A 20,524-nucleotide genomic window follows, 5' to 3' on the forward strand; every position below is an offset into this window, starting at 1 on the left:
CTTCAGCCTCGGCCGGCTGGGCCCGCGATCCCTCCCGTGCGGCGGTGAACCGGCTCCCCCTCGGGAGGGAACGGCCTCAGCCGGACGGGGTGACGAAGCCCGACTCGTATGCGGCGATCACCGCCTGGGTGCGGTCGCGCACGCCGAGCTTGGCCAGCACGTTGCCGACGTGGGTCTTCACCGTCTCCACCCCGACCACCAGGTGCGCGGCGATCTCCGGGTTGGACAGGCCGGTGGTCATCAGCCGGAGCACCTCGGCCTCCCGTTCGGTGAGCCGGGCGGCCTCCAGCCGGTCGGCACCCCGCCCCCCGTACGCCCCGGCGAGGCGGCGGATGGCGGCCGGGAACAGCAGGGACTCGCCCCGCGCGACCACCCGGACCGCCTCCACCACCTCGGCCGGCCGGGCCCGCTTGAGCAGGAACCCGCTGGCCCCGGCGCGGAGCGCGTCGTAGACGTACTCGTCGTTCTCGAACGTGGTCACCACCAGCACCCGGGGCGGGTCTGCGGAGGTGGCGAGCAGCCGCCGGGTGGCCTGGATACCGTCGATGCCGGGCATCCGCACGTCCATCAGCACCACCCGGGGGCGCAGCCGGGCGACCAGCGGCGGCACCTCCGCGCCGTCGGTGGCCTCGCCGAGCACCCGCAGGTCGGGCTGGGCGTCGAGGATCGCCCGCAGGCCCACCCGGATCAGTTCGTCGTCGTCGACGATCAGCACGCCGGTCGGTGTCATGGGGTCCCCTCGAACGGCAGCCGTACCCGGATCCGCCAGCGGTCGCCGTCCGGCCCGACGGTGAGCCGGCCGCCGAGCAGCAGCACCCGCTCCCGCATCCCGTCCAGACCCCGGCCGCCCCGGCCGGGGTCGGCGCGGCGCGGGCGGCTGACCGCGTTGTCCAACTCCAACTCCAGCGCGTCGGCGTGCGCGTCCAGACGCAGCGTGACCGGCCCCCGACCATAGCGGGCGGCGTTGGTCAGTCCCTCCTGGACGATCCGGTAACCCTCCCTGGAGACCGCCGCCGGCAGGTCGGCGAGGTCGCCGGCGCACCGGGCGTCGACCGGCAGGCCGGCCGCGCGGGTGTCGGCCACCAGCCGGTCCAGGTCGGCCAGCGTACGCTGCGGCGCCACCCCTCCGCCCCCGGGCTCGCGCAGCAGCCCGAGCACGTGGTCCAGGTCGTCCATGGCGGCGCGCCCGGCCTCCTCGATCGCGGTCAGCGCGCGCCGGGCGAACTCCGGGTCCCGGTCGAGCAGCTCGCGGGCCGCGCCCGCCTGGAGGGTCGCCACGGTGAGCGCGTGCCCCACCGAGTCGTGCAGCTCGCGGGCCAGCCGGTTGCGTTCGGCGAGCCGGGCGGCCCGGGCCTCCAGGGCCGCGATCCGCTCCGCCTGCGCCGGGCCGAGCAGCACCGGGGCCATCGACACGGCCAGCGCGCCCAGCCCGGCGACGGCGTAGCCGAGCGCCACCAGCACGACGATCGCGCTGAGCGTCAGCCAGCCGGTGTCCCGCCCGTCGAAGGGCCCGAACCGGTCCCCGCTGGTCATCCCGGTGTCGAGGCCGAGCTGCTGCCCGATGAAGGCCAGCGCCATCGGCACCGCGCTGAACAGCGCGGCCACCACCAGCCCGCCGCTGACCAGGTGCAGCCCGATCCACAGCGCGGAACGCAGCCGGGTCTCCCGGTCCGCGGCGTGCCCGGGAGCCGGGTCCGGCAGGTCGACGCCGAGCAGGGCCCGCGCGGCCGCGATCTCCAGCGCCCGGGGGCCGTCGAGGAAGATCGGGACCGCCGCGATCGTCGCCGCGACGATGAGCAGCCCCAGCACCAGCGGCCGGGGGACGTCCGGCTGGGTCAGCATCTGCGCGAACGCCAACGCCAGCAGCACGTACGGCAGCACGAGCACCCCGCCGAGCAGCAGGAACACGCCGCGCCGCCACGTGCTGCCGGCCACCAGCGGGGCGAGGAGCTTGGGGGGCTTCACCCGCCCATTCTGCCGCCGGCCCGCCCCGGCCCGACTCCCCCGCGTCGGGGAGATCGGTGACCCGGCCCGCCGGGGGGCGGTGCGCGGCGGAGCCGGTCCGACCCGGGCGCTTTCCTGCCGCCCTGTCGAACTGACTCGTCTGCGACATCAGCCCGACAGGGCCCGCAGGCGAGCAGACCGACGCCGGCGCCTGCCGCCCTGTCGAACTGAGTCGTTCGCGACATCAGCCCGACAGGGCCCGCAGGCGAGCAGACCGACGCCGGCGCGCGGCCGGCGGCCGGCAGAGGCCGGTGGAGGGTGAGGCGGTTGGCAGAAACCGGCGGGCGGCCGGTGGCAGACCGGCGCCGGCCGGGTCAGCGGTGCTCGTCGACGTAGCGCTGCGGGTCCTTGTCGGTGAAGGGCAGGTCGCGGCCGTTCTTGTGCTCGCCGTAGAAGGTCAGCCAGCGCCGGCCCAGCTCGGCCCGTAGCTCGACGCTCGCGTGCCGGCGGAAGTCCGGCAGTGCCTCGTCCTCCTCCTCGGCGAGGTGCTCGCTGTTCTCCCGGCGGGCCTGCCACACCGCCGCCCACCATTCTTCGGAGCCCACCGGGTGCAGCTTGGACTCGGCGACCGCGTCACGGATCTTGTTGTGGTCGCCGACCGCGTCGACGGTCTCGGCCACGCCGTCGTCCCCGTGGCGTACGAGGTGCGGGTAGAGGATCGCCTCCTCCGCCTCGGCGTGGATGTCGAGGTGCAGCGCGAGCGCGTCCCAGATCGCCAGCAGCTCGTGTTCGTCGCGGGCGTCGTCGAGGCGGGCGAAGCCTCGCCGAAAGGCGGCGTGGTCGTCGAGGATCAGCGCGGTGATGTCGTCCATCGGGCTCACCTTCCGGTTCTGGCCCGGAGCAGGCGGGGCATCGCCGCCAGCCCCGTGATCGGGCGGAACTCCTTCGCCGCGCGGGCCAGCGCGGCGTACTCGTCGTCGGCCAGGTCGATCTCGGCGGCGGCCGCGTTGCGCTCCACCTGCTCGACGCCGGAGGCGCCGGGGATGGCCACCACACAGGGGTGGCGCAGCAGGTAGGCCAGGGCGATCTGGCTGGGGGTGGCGTCGTGCGCGTCGGCCACCTGCCGCAGGGTGTCGATCAGCGTCGCGCCGCGTTCCAGGTTCTCCGGCAGGAAGTACGGGTTGGCCCGGCGCACCGCCCCGCTCGGCGGGTTCCTCGCGTCGTACCGGCCGGACAGGAAGCCCTGGGCCAACGGGCTGTACGCGATGACGACCCGGCCGGCCTGCCGCGCGTACGGCAGCAGGTCGTGCTCGGGCCCGCGGTCGACCATGCTGTACCGGACCTGGTTGCTCAGCACCCGCCGGCCGAGCGCGGCCTCGGCGACCTGCCAGCGGCGCAGGCCGTAGTTGCTGACCCCGACCTCGCCGACGAGCCCGACGTCCTGCAACGCGCGCATGCCGCGCATGGTGGTGTGGTCGGCGACCAGCGGGTGCGGCTGGTGCACCTGGTAGAGATCGAGGTGGCTGACGCCGAGCCGGGCGGCGGAGGCGACCGCCCGCTGCTGCACCACCGGGGCGACCGGCAGGACCGGGAAGATCTTGGTGGCGAGCACGACCTTGTGCCGGTCGTCGCCGAGCGCCTCCCCGAGGATCCGCTCGCTGCGGCCGAAGCCGTACAGCTCGGCGGTGTCGAAGAGGGTGATGCCGAGCTCGACGGCCCGCCGGACGATGTCCACCGCCCGGCGCTCGTACTCGGGGCCGTAGCCCCACTCCCGGGACCCGAACTGCCAGGTGCCGAGGCCGATCTTGGACAGGGGCTTCGGGGTGTCGAGCGGGACGAAACGCATGGTCCCGAAACTACCCCGGTGTCCGTTGCGCCAGGCCCGTTCGCGGCGGCCGGCACCGGCCGGAACCGGCGGGGATAGGGTTTCGGTCGTGACCTACCTCGCCGCGGATGAGCGCTACGACAAGATGACCTACCGGCGCAGCGGGCGCAGCGGGCTGCGGCTGCCCGCGATCTCGCTCGGGCTGTGGCACAACTTCGGCCCGGACCGGCCGTACGAGCGGCAGCGGGACATCGTCCGCCGCGCCTTCGACCTCGGCGTGACCCACTTCGACCTGGCCAACAACTACGGGCCGCCGCCGGGCGCCGCCGAGGAGAACTTCGGCCGGATGCTCGCCACCGACCTGAAGGCGTACCGGGACGAGCTGGTCGTCTCCAGCAAGGCCGGCTACCTGATGTGGCCGGGCCCGTACGGCGAGTGGGGCTCCCGCAAGTACCTGGTCTCCTCGCTGGACCAGTCGCTGCGGCGCCTCGGGCTGGACTACGTCGACATCTTCTACTCGCACCGCTTCGACCCGGACACGCCGCTGGAGGAGACGATGGGCGCGCTCGACGCCATCGTCCGCTCCGGCAAGGCGCTCTACGTCGGGATCTCCAACTACGACTCGGAGCAGACCGAGCGGGCCGCCGCCATCCTGCGTGACCTGGGCACGCCGCTGCTGATCAACCAGCCGTCGTACTCGATGCTCAACCGCTGGACCGAGGACGACGGCCTGCTGGACACGCTGGAGCGGGTCGGCGCGGGCTGCATCGCCTACAGTCCGCTCGCCCAGGGCCTGCTCACCGACCGCTACCTGGGCGGCATCCCCGAGGATTCCCGGGTACGCACCAGCGTCTTCCTCAACGAGAGCGACCTCGGCGAGGAGAAGATGGCCACCATCCGGGCGCTCGGCGCGATCGCCCAACGGCGCGGCCAGTCGCTGGCGCAGCTCGCGCTCGCCTGGGCGCTGCGCGACCCGCGGATGACCAGCCTGATCATCGGGGCGAGCAGCGTGCCCCAACTGGAGGCGAACATCGCCGCGCTGGACAACCTCGACTTCACCGCCGAGGAACTGGCCGAGATCGAGCGGCACCTCGGCTGAGCCACGTCGCCTTCGGCGAAATCCGGAAGCGCCGCCGGACGTGATTCCGGGCGGGTCGGTGAAATCGGAATCACCGGCCCGCCCGTTTCCGTTTCCGCGCCCCGTTGGTCAGAAACAGGTCACGATTCCGCCGACGGCCGGGTTGGCCCGCTGGTGGTACCAGACCGTGCCCGACGAGTCCGCCATGAGGGCGCCCCAGAGCACGCAGTTCGGGCCCGCGTACGTCTTCGCCGGGCCGGCGTAGTAGAACTTCAGCCCCTCGTCCGCGACCTCCGGCGCGTAATCCGTGTCGACGTAGGCCAGGGTTCGGGTCGCCACCCCGACGTACGCCGACTTGAGCGTGACCACGCAGGCGTACCCGGTCATGTGGTTGCGCAGCAGGTGGACGGTGCCCAGCAGCTCGCCGGTGTCCCTGCGGATCGGATCCTGGTCGACCCGCGTGTACCCGAAGCCGCACACCGCCTCCGGCGTGTACGGGTTGGTCGCCGCCTGCGCCGGGGCGCCCGCCACCCCGACCAGTGCCACCGCCGCCGTCAGCGCGACCGCGGTTCTCCGCATGATCCGGAACACCCGTTCTCCCCCTTCACCGAACGAACTGCTTGCCGGAACAGATTGGCGATTCGAGCGCGGGGCGGTGTATGGCGCGGGTCGACACCACGACGCCGCCGACGTGTGCCCGACGACCATCCCGGCCATTTCCACCAGGGATGGCGCGGCGGATGACATTGACGGGTCTTGACTATGACGAATAGCACGCACGATTCCGCCCCCGGAAGGTGCGGTAGCGGTGGCCGCCGGAGGGGGCCGCTCGGAAAGATGCCGACAGGGCGCTATCATCACCCCGTGGCGATTGATTGCACTCCCGGGCTCGCGCCCGCCGTGGCCTTGTTCCGGTCGCTCGGTGACCCGACGCGGCTGGCCATCCTGAGCCGGCTCGCGGCCGGGGAGGCGCGGGTGGTCGACCTGACCGGCGAGTTGGGGCTGGCGCAGTCGACGGTGTCGAAGCACCTGGCGTGCCTGCGGGACTGCGGCCTGGTCGACTACCGGGCCGAGGGCCGCCAGTCGTTCTACGCGCTGACCCGGCCGGAACTGCTGGTTCTGCTCCGCTCGGCGGAGCAGGTCCTCGCCGCCACGGGCGAGGCGGTCGCGCTCTGCCCGGTCTACGGAACGCCGGCCGCGTCCCCGGCCGGGGTGGGCGCGTGAGCGCGCCGCTGCTGGCTCCGGAGCGGCGGGCGGTGTTGTCGCGGCGCAGCCTGTGGCTGGCATACGCGACGGCCGGCTACAACCTCCTGGAGGGCCTGGTCGCCATCGCCGCCGGCGCCGCCGCCTCCTCCACGGCGCTGATCGGCTTCGGCCTGGACTCGTTCGTCGAGGTGTCCAGCGCCGCCGTGGTGATCTGGCAGTTCCGCTCCCGCGTGCCCGAGGAACGGGAGCGGCTGGCGCTGCGACTGATCGGCGTGTCGTTCTTCGCGCTGGCCGCCTGGGTGACGTTCGACGCCGCCCGCTCGCTGCTCGGCGGGGGCGACGCCGACGCCAGCCCGGTGGGCATCGGCCTCGCCGTCGCGTCGCTGATCGTGATGCCGCTGCTCGTACGGGCCAAGCGGCGCACCGGCCGGGAACTCGGCTCGGCCACCGTCATGGCCGACTCGACGCAGACCATGCTGTGCACGTACCTCTCCGCGGTGCTGCTCGTCGGCCTGGTCCTCAACGCCGCCTGGGGCTGGTCATGGGCCGACCCGATCGCCGCGCTCGTCATCGCCGGGGTCGCGGTCAAGGAAGGCGTCGAAGCCTGGCGCGGTGAGCACTGCGACGACTGCGCGCCCCGGCCCGCCGCGGCCGACCAGGGCGCGGCCTGCGCCGACGGCTGCTGCTCGGAAGGGAAGGCGTAACCCGTGGCCTGGCTCGCACTCGCGCTCTACCTGCTGGGCCTGCTGCTCGCCTTCGGCTGGCGCACCCTGGCCCAGTGGCGCAGCACCGGCGACACCGGCCTGCGCCTCGACGCCGGCCCGGCCGGCACCCTGCGTTGGTGGGCCAAGCTGCTGTTCGTCGCCGCCCTCGTGCTCGGCCTCGGCGGACCGGTCGCCGCGCTCGCCGGCCTGTCGTCACCGGCCGGGCTCGACCACCGCGCCCCGCACGTCGTCGGCCTGGCCCTCACCGTCGCCGGCATCGCCGCCACGCTCGCCGCCCAGCTGGCCATGGGGGCCTCCTGGCGCGTCGGGGTCGACCCGACCGAACGCACCGGCCTGGTGACCAGCGGCCCGTTCGCGCTCGCCCGCAACCCCATCTTCACCGCCATGGCCACCACCAGCCTGGGCCTGACCCTCATGGTGCCCAACATCGTCTCGGTCACCGCCTGGCTCGTCCTGGTCGCCGCGCTGCAACTGCAGGTCCGCGCCGTCGAGGAGCCATACCTGATCACCACCCACGGCGACGCCTACCGGCACTACGCGGCCGGCGTCGGACGCTTCCTCCCCGGGCTCGGCCGGCTACGTCGGACATGACCGGGCGGCCGGACGTCGCGGCGGATCCGCCGCTCAGAACGCGAGCTTCTCGGCACCCGCCGGCAGGTTCGCCGACGACCCGACATGGACCTGCTGGGCGGTGTCCGCCCCCGCCGCGAACGGTACCGTCCGCTTCACCCTGCCGGTCAGGTCGACCACGTTGAGGAACGGCTGCCCGGCGGATGCACGATCGCCACGGGTCCTGACGATCAGATGCTCGCTGTCGTACCAACCCAGCACTACGGCGGTCGGCACGGAGAACTCCTGCCGGACGGCACCGGTAGCCACGTCCACGATCCGGATCTTGCCGCTGAAGGGCTCGTGCAGCGCGACCCGACCGCCGTCGGCGGAGAACGCGCCGTTCACGCCCAGGGTGCCACCCGTGACGGGGACGGTGCGGGTCGATCTTCCGGCGAGGTCGTAGAAGCCGATGGCGGTCGCCTGCGCCGGCTCGCTCTCGCTCCGGTTGACGGAGTGGGTGAGCGCCACCCCCTTTCCGTCCGGCGTCCAGACGAAGGTCGCCCCACCGGCGTTCCGCGTCCTGACGTCGGGCACTTCGACCTCGCGAGCGGTCAGGGTCGCCACGTCCACGATCAGGAAGCCGGCGCCGGGACCGGCCTTCGGCTGGTTGGTGATCAGGATCTGCCGGCCATCGGGTGACCACGTCGCACCGGAGGTGTATCCGGCATCACCGGGCAGCCATCGAACCTTCCCGCTCTTTCGATCCAGCAGGCCCCTCCTCGACGGATGCGCCCTGCTGTTGTCCCCCTGGTGCACCAGCACCTGGCCGCCGTCCGGAGACGGCACGGCCTGGTTGTACGGGATCTTCTCGTAGCTGCCGGTCGCGGGGTCGAGCAGCAGCGAGTAGTCGTCCGCCGGGCCCAGATCCGCCGCACCGTCGACGCCACCGTAGGCCGTCACGACGAAGGGCTTGGTGACCGGCAACTGGCCGGCGACGTCGGGTGCCGGGGCACGATCGGTCCCGGCCGGGCCACCGAGAGCCAACGGTACGACGACGAACGCCGCCGTGACCGCGGCGACTCCGGCAACGGCGAACCGCGCCACCCGCTGCCGGTTGGCCCGGCGGATCGCGCCCTGGGCCAGGTGGGGTGGCGGAGCGGCGTCGGCGAGTTCGTCGAGCGCGTCGCGAACAGCGGTTTCCAGCCGGGTGCTCACTGGTGGACCTCCTGACGGTGGTCTAGTTCCGGGCAGAGCGCGCGGAGTCGGTCGAGGGCTCGGGTGGCCTGACTGCGTACCGTCGACGGCCGGCAGCGCAGGATTTCGGCGATCTTCTCGTCGGGCAGGTCGTCCAGGTACCGCATGACGAGCACTGCCCGCTGCTTCGGCGCCAGCCTCTTCATGGATTCCCGCAACGCCAGGCTGAGGTCGACCTGCTCGGTGGGGTCGGCGCCGGGCGGGTCGGGCAGCCGCCCGGTGGTCACCTCGCGACCCCGCATCGGCCGACGCCACCAGCTCACCTGCTGGCGGTACAGGGCCCTGCGCAGATACGCCTCAGGGCGCCCGTGACGAACGTCCCCCCAGTGGCGGTACGCCTTGGCCAGCACCGTCTGCAACAGGTCCTCGGCCTGCTGTCGGTGACCGGTCAGGGCCAACGCGGTACGAAACAGCGCAGGCGACCGTGCTTCCACGAAGGCGGTGAAGTCCTGCCGGCTCTCAGGATCCATGAGATCTCCCGCGGTTCATGCCCATAAGAACGCGGAACCAGCGCGGTCTGCTGCGTCCGAGGGCAAACCCTGGCCGCGCGGCGCCCGCACCCGCGTCCGCCGGCACCAGCAGCAGGGGCCGGCTTCCGCCTCCTCGGTACAGTCACGGTCGTGGACACCAACGGCGTGACCGCCGACGCAGACGACGTCGCCGGCGCGCACCGTGGCATCGACTGGCCGGCGCACGGCGGCAACCCCTTCGACAGCGCGCTGCCCTGGCCCGGCCTGCTGTACTGGGCGCACGAGCAGCCGTCGCGGGTGTTTCCGGCCGATCGCGTACCGTCCGCCGACGAGCTCCACCGCGCGATACCGATGGGTTACAGCACCCTGAGCCTGATGGCCCGGATCGCGCTCTATCACGGCGGGCAGCAGCGGCGGCTGTGGCCGGAGGAGAATCGACGGACCCCACGCGGGCCGCTACAGCCGTACCAGTTGCTCCTGCCGGCCACGGACACGAGACGCCCCCTGCGGTTCGGCGCGAACTGGCCGGTCCGGTTCGCGCTGCGCGACGCCGAAGAACTGTCGGCCCGCACCGGCGGAGCCGTCCTGCTCTGCCAGGTGCTCGAGTTCCACAACTGGCACTGACGACGCCTGACGTGCCGAGCACCTCGACGACCGGGCGGGCCGAGGGCGACGGGAACGAAAACGCCCTGGTGGGGATCATGTCCCGCACCAGGGCGTTTCGCAAGGGTGGAGCCGAGGGGACTCGAACCCCTGACCCCCACACTGCCAGTGTGGTGCGCTACCAGCTGCGCCACGGCCCCTTGCCTCGTCCCGGTCGCCCGGGCACGAGAGAACTATACACAGCCCCCGCCGCATGGTCATCTCGCGGGGTCCTGACCCGCCGGCGGCTCAGTTGAGCGCCACGTCCGGCGGGAAGTGCGCGACCGCCGCCATCATGCCGCCCTGCCGGCGCAGCACCATCGGCCACAGGTCGTCGGGCCGGTCGACGAAGGCGTCGCCGGGAAGCGCGTCCAGCACGAACCAGGAGCCGTCCTCGATCTCCTGCTCAAGCTGGCCGGAGCCCCAGCCGGAGTAGCCGGCGAAGACCCGGATGCCGCTGATGCCCTCCCGCAGCCGCTCCGGGTCGACCGACAGGTCGAGGGTGCCGACCGCGCCGGAGACCTGGTGGAAGCCCTTGAGCCGCTGCACCGGGTGGCGCATCCGGGCCAGGCAGATCGCCGAGTCGGGCTGCACGGGCCCGCCCTCGAAGAGCACCGCCGGATCGCGGGCCAGGTCGCTCCAGTCGCCGAGCACGTCGGCGACCGGCACCTCGGTGGCCCGGTTGAGCACCACGCCGAGGGCGCCGCCGGGCTCGTGCGCGACCAGCAGCACGACCGTACGGTCGAAGTTCGGGTCCTTGAGCGCCGGCGTCGCGACCAGCAGCCGCCCGGTCATCGACCCCGTAGCCCGCCCGCCGATCGCCTGCCCCTCTCCCTGCATGCCGGACACCCGTCAGACCGACCGCACCGGGACGCCCGGGGGCACCGGTGCCATCCGCGCTGTCAACGCCATGCCTGGCACCATAGCCTGCCCTCGGGGCGGTGGCTAAGGTCTGACGGTCGGGTGATCGACAGACATGAGGGAGGACCGATGGGTGTCACGGCGGAAGTCGCGGTGATCGGGGGCTCGGGGCTCTACGCGCTGCTCGACGGCGCGACCGAGCACGAGGTGGACACGCCGTACGGGCCGCCGTCCGACGCGGTCACCGTCGCGGAGGTGGGCGGCCGGCGGGTGGCCTTCCTGCCCCGCCACGGCCGTGACCATCGCCACCCGCCGCACCTGATCCCCTACCGGGCCAACCTCTGGGCGCTGCGCTCCCTCGGCGTACGCCAGGTGCTCGCCCCCTGCGCGGTGGGCGGGCTGCGGCCGGAACTCGGGCCGGGCACCTTCGTGGTGCCGGACCAGCTCATCGACCGCACCAGCGGGCGGGCGCAGACCTACTTCGACCGGGGCGCGGTGCACGTCTCGTTCGCCGACCCGTACTGCCCGGCCGGTCGGCGCACGCTGCTCGCGGCGGCGGCCCGGCGGGACGTCCCGGCGGTGGACGGCGGCACGGTGGTGGTGGTCGAGGGCCCGCGCTTCTCCACCCGCGCCGAGTCGCGCTGGTACGCCTCGATGGGCGGGACGGTGGTCAACATGACCGGGCACCCGGAGGCGGTCCTCGCCCGCGAGCTGGCCCTCTGCTACTCCTCCATCGCCCTGGTCACCGACCACGACGCGGGCGTGGAGGGCGGCGAAGCGGTGACGCACGAGGAGGTGTTCCGGGTCTTCGGCGAGAACACCGACCGGCTGCGGGGCCTGCTGTTGGAGGCGATCGCCGCGCTGCCCGCCGAGCGGGACTGCGACTGCGGCCGGGCCCTGGAGGGCATCACGCTCCCCATCACCCTGCCCTGAGGGACGGGCGGCGGCGAAAAGCCCGAGATGCCCGAGCCGCCCCGATAGATTCAGGGGCGATGGCAACGGTCCGCGACACCACGTACGACCTGCTGCGTGCCCTCGGCCTGACCACCGTCTTCGGCAACCCGGGCTCCACCGAGGAGCCGTTCCTGCGGGACTTCCCGGACGACTTCCACTACGTGCTCGCCCTGCACGAGGCGTCGGCGGTCGGGATGGCGGACGGCTACGCCCAGGCCACCGGCCGGCCGGCGCACGTCAACCTGCACACCGCGCCCGGCACGGGCAACGGCATGGGCAACCTGGTCACCGCGTGGCACAACCGGACCCCGCTGATCGTCACCGCCGGCCAACAGACCCGGGACATGCTGCTGCTCGAGCCCCGGCTGACCAGCCGGCGGGCCACCGAGCTGCCCCAGCCGTACGTGAAGTGGAGCCACGAGCCCGTCCGGGCGCAGGACGTTCCGGCGGCGCTGATGCGGGCGTACGCGACCGCCGTGCAGCCGCCCGCCGGGCCGGTCTTCCTCTCCCTCCCCCTCGACGACTGGGCGCAGCCCGCCGGCCCGCCCCCGCCGGTGCGTACGGTGGCCACCCGGTTCGCGCCCGACCCGCAGCGGCTGCGGGAGTTCGCCGCCGTGCTGGCCGCCAGCCAGGCACCCGCGCTGGTGCTCGGCGCGGCCGTGGACCGGGCCGGCGGGTGGCCGGCCGCGGTGGCGCTGGCGGAGCGGCTCGCCGCGCCCGTCTGGTCGGCTCCCGCCCCGGAACGGGCCGCCTTCCCCGAGGACCACCCGCACTTCCGCGGGGTGCTCCCCTTCGCGATGGGACCGCTGGCGGAGGCCCTGGACGGGCACGACACCGTGCTGGTGGTGGGCGCGCCGGTGTTCCGCTACTACCCGCACGTGCCGGGCGACCACCTCCCCGCCGGCGCCCGCCTGCTGCACGTCACCGACGACCCGGACGAGGCCGCCCGCGCCCCGGTGGGCGACAGCCTGCTCGGCGACGCGGGGCTGACCCTGGCCGCCCTGGTGGACCTGCTGTCGGCGGCGGACCGGCCGGCGCCGCCGCCGCGCCCCGCCCCGCCCCCGCCGCCGGACGGGCTGCCGCTGGCCCCGGACGCGCTCTTCGCGGCCCTGGCCCGGCACTGGCCCTCCGACGGGGTGCTGGTCCAGGAGTCGCCCTCGAACCTGCCCGCGCTGCGCCGGCGGCTGCGCAGCACCCGGCCGGGGTCGTACGTCACGATGGCCAGCGGGGGCCTCGGGTACGGCCTGCCGGCGGCGGTCGGCATCGCGCTCGCGCAGCGCGACACCGGCCGGGGCCGCCCGGTGGTCGCGGTCATCGGGGACGGCTCGTTCCACTACTCGGTGCAGGCCCTCTGGACCGCCGCGCGGCTGCGGCTGCCGCTGGTCGTCGTGGTGCCGGTCAACCAGCAGTACGCCATCCTGAAGGCCTTCGCCGACTTCAAGCAGACGCCCGGGGTGCCCGGGCTGGACCTGCCGGGGCTGGACATCACCGCCATCGCCCGCGGCTACGGCTGCACGACGGCGGTGGTGGAGACCCCGGACCAGCTCGGCGACGCGCTGGCCGCCGGACTGCGGGCGGACGGCCCGACGGTGCTGCCGGTGCCGGTCAGCACCGAGGTGCCCCGGCTCCTGTGACCCGCCGCCCCGCCCGCACCGACCCGCTCCGCGCGGCGATCCGGTCGGTGGGCCGCCGGCGTCAGCTCGCGGTGAGGCGCAGCGGCGCGCCGGTGAGCACGTCGAGCACCGGCCGGTCGCCGAGCGGCGCCTTCAGCGTGGCGGTGACCGGTTCGAGCTTCATCATCGCGTTGCACGGGCCGGTGGCGGTGGTGACGCCGCCGCCGACCACCACCACGTCGTCGCGCTCCTGCACCAGCGGGGTGATCGCGGTGTCGCAGCTACCCACCCCGAGCCGCCAGGTCAGCGTGGCGCCGTCGACGGACCGGAGGTCCTGGGCGCCGACCACGCCCTGCGGGGCGGGGTTCGCCGGCGCGGTCGGCTCGGGCGCGGCGGCGACGGCCGACGGCGCCACGGCGATCCGGGCCACCGGCGCGGAGAGCCCCTCGACGGTGAAGAGCCACGCCGGCACCTGCGCCTCGCCGCGGCTGGTGCGCACGGGCGCGGTGCCCAGCTTCGCGGCGGTGACCGTCAGCGGGACGCAGGCGGTGAACGGGGTGCTGCTGACCGGGCCGTCCGGCCCCGGCTCGACGGTGGGGCCGCCGGCGCCGGGCCGGCCGGGGAACTTCGGCCCGGCGGGGCCCTTCGGCCGGCCACCGCACGGCGGCGGATCGCCCTGGTCGAGCTGCCCGTAGGCCTCTGCCGCGCTGATCAACGGAACCGTGAGGGAGCCGTCCGGGAACCGGACGGTGCCGTCGGCGGGCTTCGCGGCGGACAGGTCGACCTGGTCGCGGTACCAGCCGTTGCGGAAGGCGGCCTCGGTGTCCGGGGTGAAGCCCGGATCGCCCACCAGGACCGTCGGGTCCTGCAACGGCAGGTATCCGGTCGTCCACGCCGGGCCCGGCCGCCACGCCGCGGCCACCTCGGTGGCCCTGGACGTGAACGCGTCCCGGCGGGGCTCCGAGTCGGTCAGCGTCGGCTCGGAACCGGCCGGGGCGCAACCGGCGACGATCATCAGCAGAGGCAGGCCCAGCAGGGCGGCGGTACGGCGCATGTCGGTTGGACGCCGGGGCGCCGCCGCCGGTTCCCGCGCCCTCAGGTCTCTCCGCCCAGATCCGTCTCGTACGCCTGCCAGAGGAGGTCCGCGCCGCGCTGCCGGTGTCGCGCGAGGGCGCGCACCAGGTGCCCGGCGCGGCCGAGCAGGTCGTCGGCCGACGCCTCCGGCAGCTCCGCCGCCCGGTGCAGGGCGGCCAGCGCGGCGGCGATCGCGAGGTGCTCCCGGGCCAGCAGCCGCACCCCGCGTTCCAGGCGGGGCGCCTGCCCGAGCAGTTCGGCGTAGAGGCCGGCGGGTCCCTCGGTGACCCGGACGTGTTCCGCGAAGCCCTGCCGCACGGGGCCCAGCCGGAGCAGGACCCGTTCCCGCCAGCGCGGCTCGGCCGGCGGGGCCGCCAGGGCCCGGATGAGGGCGCGCAGGTCACCCAGCGGGGTGCCGGAGGGCCGGCGCGCGGTGGGTGGCCCGGTGACGGTGGACGGCTGCTGGATCGGACCGGTGACCATGGGCACCTCCCGCGTCGCGTCTGAGCGCGTACAGCGATGGTGGACCCTCGCGTTTGCCCTGTCCAGGGGCGGTGCCGCCACATCCGTCCCGGTGGCAACAGGCGGCCCTTGCGCCCCACCGGCCCCGCCTACCGGGCCCGGATACGACGATGCGCCCCGGTCCGGTGGACCGGGGCGCATCGACTGGTGGTGGAGGTGCCGGGAATCGAACCCGGGTCCTTCGCCGCCTTGTCAGGGCTTCTCCGAGCGCAGCTCGCTGTGCCTCTACTCGGCCCCTCCGATCACGCGAGCGAGTCGGTGTGACGGGCCCAGTCGCTGATTGATCTCGCCGCACGGACCCCGCGACCGGGTCCGATTGGCCAGCCTTCTAGCTGATGCCGGCTAACTGGGTCGAAGGCGCTCCCAGGCCGACAGACTCGCTACTCGCCTCAGGCGGCGAGAGCGAAGTCAGCGCGATTGTTCTTGGCGCTTATTGGTTTCCGACGAACGATTCTCGAGACGACGTCGGCTTCCTCGGCTCGCTTCCCCTGCCGCAACGTACGAAGTCGAAACCAGTCACCCCCTCGACGGGCCGCCCCTGTCGGCGGCTCCACCAAGCCTAACGCCTGCCGCAACGGGTTTCATCCCGAGGCCCGGCTCGGCGCGCCGAGCCGGACAAAGACAGACAGATCAGTCATCCATCCCCTTGCCGCGCCGGCCGGTGACCCGGGCGATCTCCCGGTCCGCGTCCCGCTTGGCGAGGTCCTGCCGCTTGTCGTACGACTTCTTGCCCTTGGCCAGGGCGATCTCCACCTTCGCCCAGCCGTCGGAGAAGTAGACCTGCAACGGCACCATGGTCAGGCCGCCCTCGCGGGTCTTGCCGATCAGCCGGTCGATCTCCAGCCGCTTGAGCAGCAGCTTGCGGGTCCGCCGGGGCTCGTGGTTGGTCCACGTGCCCTGCGTGTACTCGGGGATGTGCATCCCGTGCAGGTAGAGCTCGCCGTTGCGTTCCTGCGCGAACGCGTCGACCAGCGACGCGCGCCCGGCCCGCAGCGACTTGACCTCGGTGCCGGTCAGCGCCATGCCCGCCTCGTAGGTGTCGAGGATCGAGTAGTCGTGCCGGGCCTTCTTGTTGGAGGCGACGACCTTGCGTCCCTTTTCCCGTGGCATCGGCGCCACCCCCTTTCCGTGTGAACCCGCGCCCGGGCGACCGGCCGCGGGGCGGAGATCATGCTACCCGAACGACAAGGACCCTCCCGCGCCGTTTATTCCTGGCGCGGAAGGGCCCGTCGAGCCGTACGGAGGCTAGACCCGCAGGTAGAAGCGGAGGGTGACCCAGGCGGTGACCGCGCTGACCAGGCCACCGACGCCGGCCATCAGCGGGAACATCACCAGGATGTCGCCCCAGCTCACCGGGGACAGCAGGCCCTGCAGCGCCTGGAGCGACCCGTCGAAGAGGAGGTACTTCGCCGCGATCAGGGCCACCAGGCCGAGCAGCGAGCCGATCAGGCCGGCGACCACGGCCTCCAGCACGAACGGCGCCTGGATGAACCAGTTCGACGCGCCGACGAGCTTCATGACCGCGACCTCACGCCGCTTGCTGTACGCGGCGACCTGGATCGTGTTGGCGACCAGGAGCAGCGCGGCGACGGCCATCACGATGGCGGCGGCCAGGGCGATGTTCTGGATCGAGGTGAGGATGTCGAAGATCTTGTCCAGCAGCCGGCTCTGGTCGACGATCTCGTCGACCCCCTCGGCGTCCTTGTACTGGTCGTAGATGCTCTTGTACTGCTCGGGGTTGTTCAGCGTGAGCCGGAACGACTCGGGCAGGCTGTCCGCCTTGACGGCGCTGAGCAGGTCCGGAGCGTCCTGGAACATCTCCTGGAAGCGCTTGTACGCCTCGTCCTTGTTGACGTAGATGACCTCCTTGACCAGCGGGTCGCCCTTCAGCTTGGCGTCCAGCGCGTCACGCTGCTCGGGGCTCACCTCCTGGTCGAGGAAGATCGAGACCTGGATGTTCTTGTAGTAGAGGTCCTTCATGTCGTCGACCTGGCGGTACATGAGACCGCTGGCGCCGAGCATGGTCAGCGAGACCGCCATCGTGATGATCATCGCGATGGTCATGGTCACGTTGCGCCACAGTCCGACCAGTACCTCGGACAGGACGTATTTCACGCGCATCGGGATTTCCTCCGGGTCTCCGGCATGAGGTGTTCGTCGTCAGGCTGCGCAGGGGTGGCGTCGGCTCAGCCGTAGACGCCGCGGGCCTGGTCGCGCACGATGCGGCCGCTCTCGATCTCGATGACCCGACGGCGCATCTGGTTCACGATGTTGGAGTCGTGCGTGACCATCACGACGGTCGTGCCGGTGCGGTTGATCCGGTCCAGCAGGCGCATGATCTCGATCGAGGTGTCCGGGTCCAGGTTTCCGGTCGGCTCGTCCGCGAGCAGGATCAGCGGGCGGTTGACGAACGCCCGGGCGACGGCGACCCGCTGCTGCTCACCACCGGAGAGCTCGTGCGGGTAGCGGTGCTCCTTGCCACCGAGCCCGACCAGCTCCAGCACCTCCGGCACGACCCGGCGGGCGACCGCCTTGGTCTTGCCGATCACCTCGAGGGCGAACGCCACGTTCTCGTAGGCGGTGCGATTCGGCAGCAGCCGGAAGTCCTGGAACACGCAGCCGATGGAACGCCGGAAGTGGGGTCGCTTCCACGAGCGCATCGACGTGACGTCCTTGCTGTTGACGATGACCCGGCCCTTGTTGGGCGAGACCTCGTGCAGCAGCAGCTTGATGATGGTGGACTTGCCGGAGCCGGATGGACCGATGAAGAAGACGAACTCGCCCTTCTCGATCGAGACGGACACGTTGTCGAGCGAAGGCCGGGACGCCTTCGGGTACGTCTTCGTCACTTGCTCAAGCTGAATCACGGGTGGTGAGTCTACGCGGTGTAACCGAAGAGCCAAGCCCCACGCCCCGCCGTTGCGAGTCGCGTCATCTATTTGCCACGGATCGCGAAGATCGACGACGCGCTCCGCCCGCGCATGATCACGCTGAGTCGCCGGCCATCTGCTGCTGCTTGCGCCACCGGATGCCGGCCTCGATGAAGGCGTCCAGATCGCCGTCGAAGACCGAGGACGGGTTGCCGGTCTCCTGCTCCGTCCGCAGATCCTTCACCATCTGGTACGGGTGCAGCACGTACGAACGCATCTGGTCGCCCCACGAGCCGGCGGCGTCGGTCTTCAGGCCCTGGAGCTTGGCCTGCTCCTCCTGGCGCTTGCGCTCCAGCAGCCGGGCCTGGAGCACCCGCAGCGCGGACGCCTTGTTCTGCAACTGCGACTTCTCGTTCTGGCAGGTGACCACGATGCCCGTCGGGATGTGGGTGATCCGGACCGCGGAGTCGGTGGTGTTGACGCTCTGCCCGCCCGGGCCCGAGGAGCGGTAGACGTCGATCCGCATCTCGTTCTCGGGGATCTCGATGCTGTCGGTCTGCTCCACCACCGGCAGCACCTCGACGCCGGCGAAGCTGGTCTGCCGGCGGCCCTGGTTGTCGAACGGGCTGATCCGGACCAGCCGGTGGGTGCCCGACTCCACGCTGAGCGTGCCGTAGGCGTAGGGCACCTTCACCGTGAAGGTGGCGGACTTCAGGCCCGCCTCCTCGGCGTACGAGGTCTCGTAGACCTCCGTCGGATAGCCGTGCCGCTCGGCCCAGCGCAGGTACATCCGCAGCAGCATCTCCGCGAAGTCCGCCGCGTCCACGCCGCCGGCGCCGGCCCGGATGGCGACCAGCGCCTCCCGGGAGTCGTACTCGCCGGAGAGCAGGGTGCGGACCTCCATCTCCTGGATGGCCTTGGTCAGCCCGGCGATCTCCGCCTCGACCTCGGTGAGCACCCCGGGGTCGGACTCCGCCTCGGCCAGCTCCAGCAGCACCCCGGCGTCGTCGAGCCGGGAGCGGAGGCTGCCCAGCTTGCTGATCTCGCCGTTGACGTACGACAGCTGCGAGGTCACCTGCTGCGCCTTGGCCTGGTCGTCCCACAGGTCGGGCGCGGAGGCCTCCTGCTCCAGGCGGGCCTTGTCCTCCCGCAGCCGGTCGATGTCGAGCACCGACTCGATGTTGCGCAGGGTGGCGTCGAGGTCCTTGAGCTGTTCGGCGTAATCGGCAGCGGTCACGACAGACAAGGGTACTGCGCGCGCGAGGGGTGGGCGTGCGAGCCCCGCGGTCACGAGCGGAAAGATGTCACCGCGCTCGGGCGCGGGGTGGGCGTGCGCGTCCCGTCGTCACGAGCCGGAAGGGTGTCGTGCTGCCTTCGACGGACGGGGCCGGGCGGCGTCGGGCGGTCAGCCGACCGGGGCGCTCTTCAGCCAGGACAGGGCCGCCTTGTGGTAGGCGACGGCGAACTCCAGCGCGCTGGCGTCGTACGTCTCGCCTTCCTTCTTGGCGTTCTTGACCTGCTCGCGGACCTTGGCGAGCGCCTCGGTGTGGTATTCGTTCGCCGCGGCCTGGAGGTTCTTCAGCTGGCTGGCCGAGTGCAGGTTGCCGAAGGCGATCCGCAGGGCGATCGGGTTGCGGATCGTGTCCCGCCCCGGATCCTCCGCCAACCAGCGGGAGAACGTCCGTTTCCCGGCTGCGGTGATCGCGTACGGCTGGCTGGAGCGCGGCCCGGGCTTGCCCATCCGGACGAGGCCCCGCTCGGCCAGCACCGGCAACTCCCGGTAGACCTGACTACGGGTCATCGACCAGTACGGCGCCAGCCGGCGCTCGGCGGCGGCCATCAACTGGCCACCTGTCATGGGGCCCTCATGGAGCAGCCCGAGCAGGGCCGCCGCCGTGGGGTTGACTCCGGAATCCGCCATGCCCCTCACGCTGCCACTTTGCCGTCGTGGCGTCCAGGATTTCACGGTTTCGCCACCCGGTAGGGCTTCCTATGTGCACTGTCGGCGCGAGACAGTCCGCGGCGGAGTTCCGCTGCCTCAGAGCCGGCTGCGCAGCTCCCACAACTCGGGGTAGAACCGGGTCTCCACCCGGGAGCGCAGGTACGCCCCGCCGGCCGAGCCCCCGGTGCCCGGTTTGGTGCCGATCTGCCGCTCGGCCATCAGCACGTGCCGGGCCCGCCACAGCGAGAACGCCTGGTCGTGCGCGACGAGGGCCTCGGCGAGGTCCCACAGCGGCCCGAACCGCTCCCGGTCCGCGGCGATCGTGGCGTACGCCGAGAAGCGCGCCTCCGCCTCGGAGACGTCGAAGCCGGACCGGCCGAGCACCGCCAGGAAGCCGTCCCAGAGACTCGGCTCGGCCAGCCGCCGCTCCAGCCGCTCCCGCTCCGCGTCGGGCAGCCCCCGGAATCGGCGCAGGTAGTCCGGGTCCTTCAGGCCGGAGAGGAACTCGATCTCCCGGAACTGGGCGGACTGGAAGCCCGACGCCGGGGCGAGCTTGGTGCGGAAGGCCAGGAAGTCCTGCGGGGTCATCGTGTCGATCACGTCGACCTGGCCGATCAGCACCCGCTCCACGACGTGGCAGCGTTCCAGCCGCACCCGGGGCAGGTAGGTCTCGCCCGCCAGCATCCGGTCCCGGGCGTCGCTCAGCTCGGAGAGCAGCAGCTTGAACCACAGCTCGTAGACCTGGTGGATGGTGATGAAGAGCAACTCGTCGTGGGAGGCCGGGTCGGACTCCGGCACCTGCGCCGCCAGCAGGTCGGCCAGCCGCAGGTAGTCGCTGTAGGTGAGCAGGCCACCCTGCTCACCGAAGCGGGGATCGTGCGCGGGGGTGGGGTGGGTCACAGCGGCCACGGTACCGCCGGGCGCGTGCCCCCGCCGCCCGGGCGAGGGCCGGGCCGGGGGGGGGGGGGGGGGGGGGGGGGGGGGGGGGGGCG

At 72.7% G+C, this 20,524-nt stretch carries 23 protein-coding genes, 1 tRNA gene and 1 other RNA gene; 7 read left to right on the plus strand and 18 right to left on the minus strand.

What is annotated here, in order from left to right:
* Window positions 1–76 precede the first annotated feature (76 nt).
* The 4 genes from ACSNOB_RS06940 to ACSNOB_RS06955 all read right to left on the minus strand — a co-directional run bounded on the left by ACSNOB_RS06940 (window position 77) and on the right by ACSNOB_RS06955 (window position 3,790).
* Window positions 77–730, minus strand: coding sequence for a response regulator transcription factor (locus ACSNOB_RS06940; RefSeq protein WP_393102806.1), 654 nt, complete (start codon window positions 728–730; stop codon window positions 77–79).
* Window positions 727–1,965, minus strand: a complete 1,239-nt coding sequence (locus ACSNOB_RS06945; RefSeq protein WP_436685780.1) for a sensor histidine kinase — start codon at window positions 1,963–1,965, stop codon at window positions 727–729. Before ACSNOB_RS06945 ends, ACSNOB_RS06940 begins: the two co-directional genes overlap by 4 nt.
* A gap of 353 nt (window positions 1,966–2,318) precedes the next feature.
* A complete protein-coding gene (locus ACSNOB_RS06950; RefSeq protein WP_393102810.1) occupies window positions 2,319–2,816 on the minus strand; it encodes a hemerythrin domain-containing protein in 498 nt (165 codons plus the stop codon).
* Window positions 2,817–2,821: 5 nt separating this feature from the next.
* A complete protein-coding gene (locus ACSNOB_RS06955) occupies window positions 2,822–3,790 on the minus strand; it encodes an aldo/keto reductase (RefSeq protein WP_436685781.1) in 969 nt (322 codons plus the stop codon).
* Window positions 3,791–3,878: 88 nt separating this feature from the next.
* On the opposite strand from ACSNOB_RS06955, the gene mgrA reads away from it, so the two are divergent.
* Window positions 3,879–4,868: an L-glyceraldehyde 3-phosphate reductase gene (gene mgrA / locus ACSNOB_RS06960; RefSeq protein WP_436685782.1), complete on the plus strand. Its 990-nt coding sequence runs from the start codon at window positions 3,879–3,881 to the stop codon at window positions 4,866–4,868.
* 108 nt (window positions 4,869–4,976) lie between these two features.
* Here the strand turns inward: mgrA and ACSNOB_RS06965 are convergent, their stop codons facing one another.
* Window positions 4,977–5,426: a hypothetical protein gene (locus ACSNOB_RS06965; RefSeq protein WP_436685783.1), complete on the minus strand. Its 450-nt coding sequence runs from the start codon at window positions 5,424–5,426 to the stop codon at window positions 4,977–4,979.
* A gap of 285 nt (window positions 5,427–5,711) precedes the next feature.
* On the opposite strand from ACSNOB_RS06965, the gene ACSNOB_RS06970 reads away from it, so the two are divergent.
* From ACSNOB_RS06970 to ACSNOB_RS06980, 3 genes are read left to right on the plus strand one after another with little or no spacing between them, the layout of a single operon-like run.
* Entirely contained in the window at window positions 5,712–6,071 is a 360-nt protein-coding gene (locus ACSNOB_RS06970) for an ArsR/SmtB family transcription factor (protein WP_436685784.1), read from the plus strand.
* Window positions 6,068–6,757, plus strand: coding sequence for a cation diffusion facilitator family transporter (locus tag ACSNOB_RS06975; protein WP_436685785.1), 690 nt, complete (start codon window positions 6,068–6,070; stop codon window positions 6,755–6,757). Before ACSNOB_RS06970 ends, ACSNOB_RS06975 begins: the two co-directional genes overlap by 4 nt.
* Window positions 6,758–6,760: 3 nt before the next feature.
* Window positions 6,761–7,369, plus strand: a complete 609-nt coding sequence (locus ACSNOB_RS06980) for a methyltransferase family protein (RefSeq protein WP_436685786.1) — start codon at window positions 6,761–6,763, stop codon at window positions 7,367–7,369.
* Window positions 7,370–7,402: 33 nt separating this feature from the next.
* Here ACSNOB_RS06980 and ACSNOB_RS06985 read toward each other — a convergent pair whose 3' ends face one another.
* Window positions 7,403–8,545, minus strand: a complete 1,143-nt coding sequence (locus ACSNOB_RS06985; protein ID WP_436685787.1) for a TolB family protein — start codon at window positions 8,543–8,545, stop codon at window positions 7,403–7,405.
* Window positions 8,542–9,054 carry a SigE family RNA polymerase sigma factor gene (locus ACSNOB_RS06990; RefSeq protein WP_436685788.1) on the minus strand — a complete coding sequence of 171 codons (513 nt, stop codon included), beginning with the start codon at window positions 9,052–9,054 and terminating at the stop codon, window positions 8,542–8,544. The genes ACSNOB_RS06985 and ACSNOB_RS06990 overlap by 4 nt, the downstream gene beginning before the upstream one ends.
* A 150-nt stretch (window positions 9,055–9,204) precedes the next feature.
* On the opposite strand from ACSNOB_RS06990, the gene ACSNOB_RS06995 reads away from it, so the two are divergent.
* The gene (locus ACSNOB_RS06995; RefSeq protein WP_436685789.1) at window positions 9,205–9,678 is read left to right on the plus strand and encodes a hypothetical protein; all 474 of its coding nucleotides are present in this window, start codon (window positions 9,205–9,207) and stop codon (window positions 9,676–9,678) included.
* A gap of 106 nt (window positions 9,679–9,784) precedes the next feature.
* Here the strand turns inward: ACSNOB_RS06995 and ACSNOB_RS07000 are convergent.
* A tRNA-Ala gene (locus ACSNOB_RS07000) sits at window positions 9,785–9,857 on the minus strand.
* A gap of 88 nt (window positions 9,858–9,945) precedes the next feature.
* Window positions 9,946–10,536 carry a YqgE/AlgH family protein gene (locus tag ACSNOB_RS07005; RefSeq protein ID WP_393102834.1) on the minus strand — a complete coding sequence of 197 codons (591 nt, stop codon included), beginning with the start codon at window positions 10,534–10,536 and terminating at the stop codon, window positions 9,946–9,948.
* A 150-nt stretch (window positions 10,537–10,686) separates the two neighbouring features.
* Between ACSNOB_RS07005 and ACSNOB_RS07010 the strand changes: the two genes are divergently transcribed.
* Window positions 10,687–11,490: an S-methyl-5'-thioadenosine phosphorylase gene (locus ACSNOB_RS07010; RefSeq protein ID WP_393102836.1), complete on the plus strand. Its 804-nt coding sequence runs from the start codon at window positions 10,687–10,689 to the stop codon at window positions 11,488–11,490.
* A 59-nt stretch (window positions 11,491–11,549) separates the two neighbouring features.
* Window positions 11,550–13,145, plus strand: a complete 1,596-nt coding sequence (gene mdlC / locus ACSNOB_RS07015) for a benzoylformate decarboxylase (protein ID WP_436685790.1) — start codon at window positions 11,550–11,552, stop codon at window positions 13,143–13,145.
* 61 nt (window positions 13,146–13,206) lie between these two features.
* On the opposite strand, the gene ACSNOB_RS07020 is transcribed toward mdlC, so the two are convergent.
* The 9 genes from ACSNOB_RS07020 to ACSNOB_RS07060 form a co-directional block, all read right to left on the minus strand.
* Window positions 13,207–14,178 carry a hypothetical protein gene (locus ACSNOB_RS07020; RefSeq protein ID WP_436685791.1) on the minus strand — a complete coding sequence of 324 codons (972 nt, stop codon included), beginning with the start codon at window positions 14,176–14,178 and terminating at the stop codon, window positions 13,207–13,209.
* 41 nt (window positions 14,179–14,219) lie between these two features.
* On the minus strand, window positions 14,220–14,681 hold the full coding sequence (locus tag ACSNOB_RS07025; protein ID WP_436685792.1) for a hypothetical protein: 462 nt from the start codon (window positions 14,679–14,681) through the stop codon (window positions 14,220–14,222).
* Window positions 14,682–14,868: 187 nt separating this feature from the next.
* Window positions 14,869–15,244, minus strand: a transfer-messenger RNA (tmRNA) gene (gene ssrA, locus ACSNOB_RS07030).
* Between the two features lie 106 nt (window positions 15,245–15,350).
* Window positions 15,351–15,830, minus strand: a complete 480-nt coding sequence (gene smpB / locus ACSNOB_RS07035) for an SsrA-binding protein SmpB (RefSeq protein ID WP_350703149.1) — start codon at window positions 15,828–15,830, stop codon at window positions 15,351–15,353.
* Window positions 15,831–15,965: 135 nt separating this feature from the next.
* Window positions 15,966–16,841: a permease-like cell division protein FtsX gene (ftsX, locus tag ACSNOB_RS07040; RefSeq protein WP_393102844.1), complete on the minus strand. Its 876-nt coding sequence runs from the start codon at window positions 16,839–16,841 to the stop codon at window positions 15,966–15,968.
* Between the two features lie 65 nt (window positions 16,842–16,906).
* Window positions 16,907–17,587 carry a cell division ATP-binding protein FtsE gene (gene ftsE, locus ACSNOB_RS07045; protein WP_091097362.1) on the minus strand — a complete coding sequence of 227 codons (681 nt, stop codon included), beginning with the start codon at window positions 17,585–17,587 and terminating at the stop codon, window positions 16,907–16,909.
* A gap of 118 nt (window positions 17,588–17,705) precedes the next feature.
* On the minus strand, window positions 17,706–18,827 hold the full coding sequence (gene prfB / locus ACSNOB_RS07050; protein ID WP_393102847.1) for a peptide chain release factor 2: 1,122 nt from the start codon (window positions 18,825–18,827) through the stop codon (window positions 17,706–17,708).
* Between the two features lie 168 nt (window positions 18,828–18,995).
* A complete protein-coding gene (locus ACSNOB_RS07055) occupies window positions 18,996–19,511 on the minus strand; it encodes a PadR family transcriptional regulator (protein WP_091097366.1) in 516 nt (171 codons plus the stop codon).
* 117 nt (window positions 19,512–19,628) lie between these two features.
* Window positions 19,629–20,432 carry a tryptophan 2,3-dioxygenase gene (locus ACSNOB_RS07060; RefSeq protein WP_436685793.1) on the minus strand — a complete coding sequence of 268 codons (804 nt, stop codon included), beginning with the start codon at window positions 20,430–20,432 and terminating at the stop codon, window positions 19,629–19,631.
* Window positions 20,433–20,524: the final 92 nt, after the last annotated feature.

This window comes from Micromonospora sp. URMC 106 (assembly GCF_051386395.1).
Classification (GTDB): domain Bacteria; phylum Actinomycetota; class Actinomycetes; order Mycobacteriales; family Micromonosporaceae; genus Micromonospora.

Bases quoted from the DNA above. Each gene is read 5' to 3' on its own strand.
- ACSNOB_RS06940 (WP_393102806.1), bottom strand. From the start codon at position 730: ATGACACCGACCGGCGTGCTGATCGTCGACGACGACGAACTGATCCGG.
- ACSNOB_RS06950 (WP_393102810.1), bottom strand. From the start codon at position 2,816: ATGGACGACATCACCGCGCTGATCCTCGACGACCACGCCGCCTTTCGG.
- ACSNOB_RS06955 (WP_436685781.1), bottom strand. From the start codon at position 3,790: ATGCGTTTCGTCCCGCTCGACACCCCGAAGCCCCTGTCCAAGATCGGC.
- ACSNOB_RS06965 (WP_436685783.1), bottom strand. From the start codon at position 5,426: ATGCGGAGAACCGCGGTCGCGCTGACGGCGGCGGTGGCACTGGTCGGG.
- ACSNOB_RS06990 (WP_436685788.1), bottom strand. From the start codon at position 9,054: ATGGATCCTGAGAGCCGGCAGGACTTCACCGCCTTCGTGGAAGCACGG.
- ACSNOB_RS07005 (WP_393102834.1), bottom strand. From the start codon at position 10,536: ATGCAGGGAGAGGGGCAGGCGATCGGCGGGCGGGCTACGGGGTCGATG.
- ACSNOB_RS07010 (WP_393102836.1), top strand. From the start codon at position 10,687: ATGGGTGTCACGGCGGAAGTCGCGGTGATCGGGGGCTCGGGGCTCTAC.
- mdlC (WP_436685790.1), top strand. From the start codon at position 11,550: ATGGCAACGGTCCGCGACACCACGTACGACCTGCTGCGTGCCCTCGGC.
- ACSNOB_RS07020 (WP_436685791.1), bottom strand. From the start codon at position 14,178: ATGCGCCGTACCGCCGCCCTGCTGGGCCTGCCTCTGCTGATGATCGTC.
- ACSNOB_RS07025 (WP_436685792.1), bottom strand. From the start codon at position 14,681: ATGGTCACCGGTCCGATCCAGCAGCCGTCCACCGTCACCGGGCCACCC.
- smpB (WP_350703149.1), bottom strand. From the start codon at position 15,830: ATGCCACGGGAAAAGGGACGCAAGGTCGTCGCCTCCAACAAGAAGGCC.
- ftsX (WP_393102844.1), bottom strand. From the start codon at position 16,841: ATGCGCGTGAAATACGTCCTGTCCGAGGTACTGGTCGGACTGTGGCGC.
- ACSNOB_RS07055 (WP_091097366.1), bottom strand. From the start codon at position 19,511: ATGGCGGATTCCGGAGTCAACCCCACGGCGGCGGCCCTGCTCGGGCTG.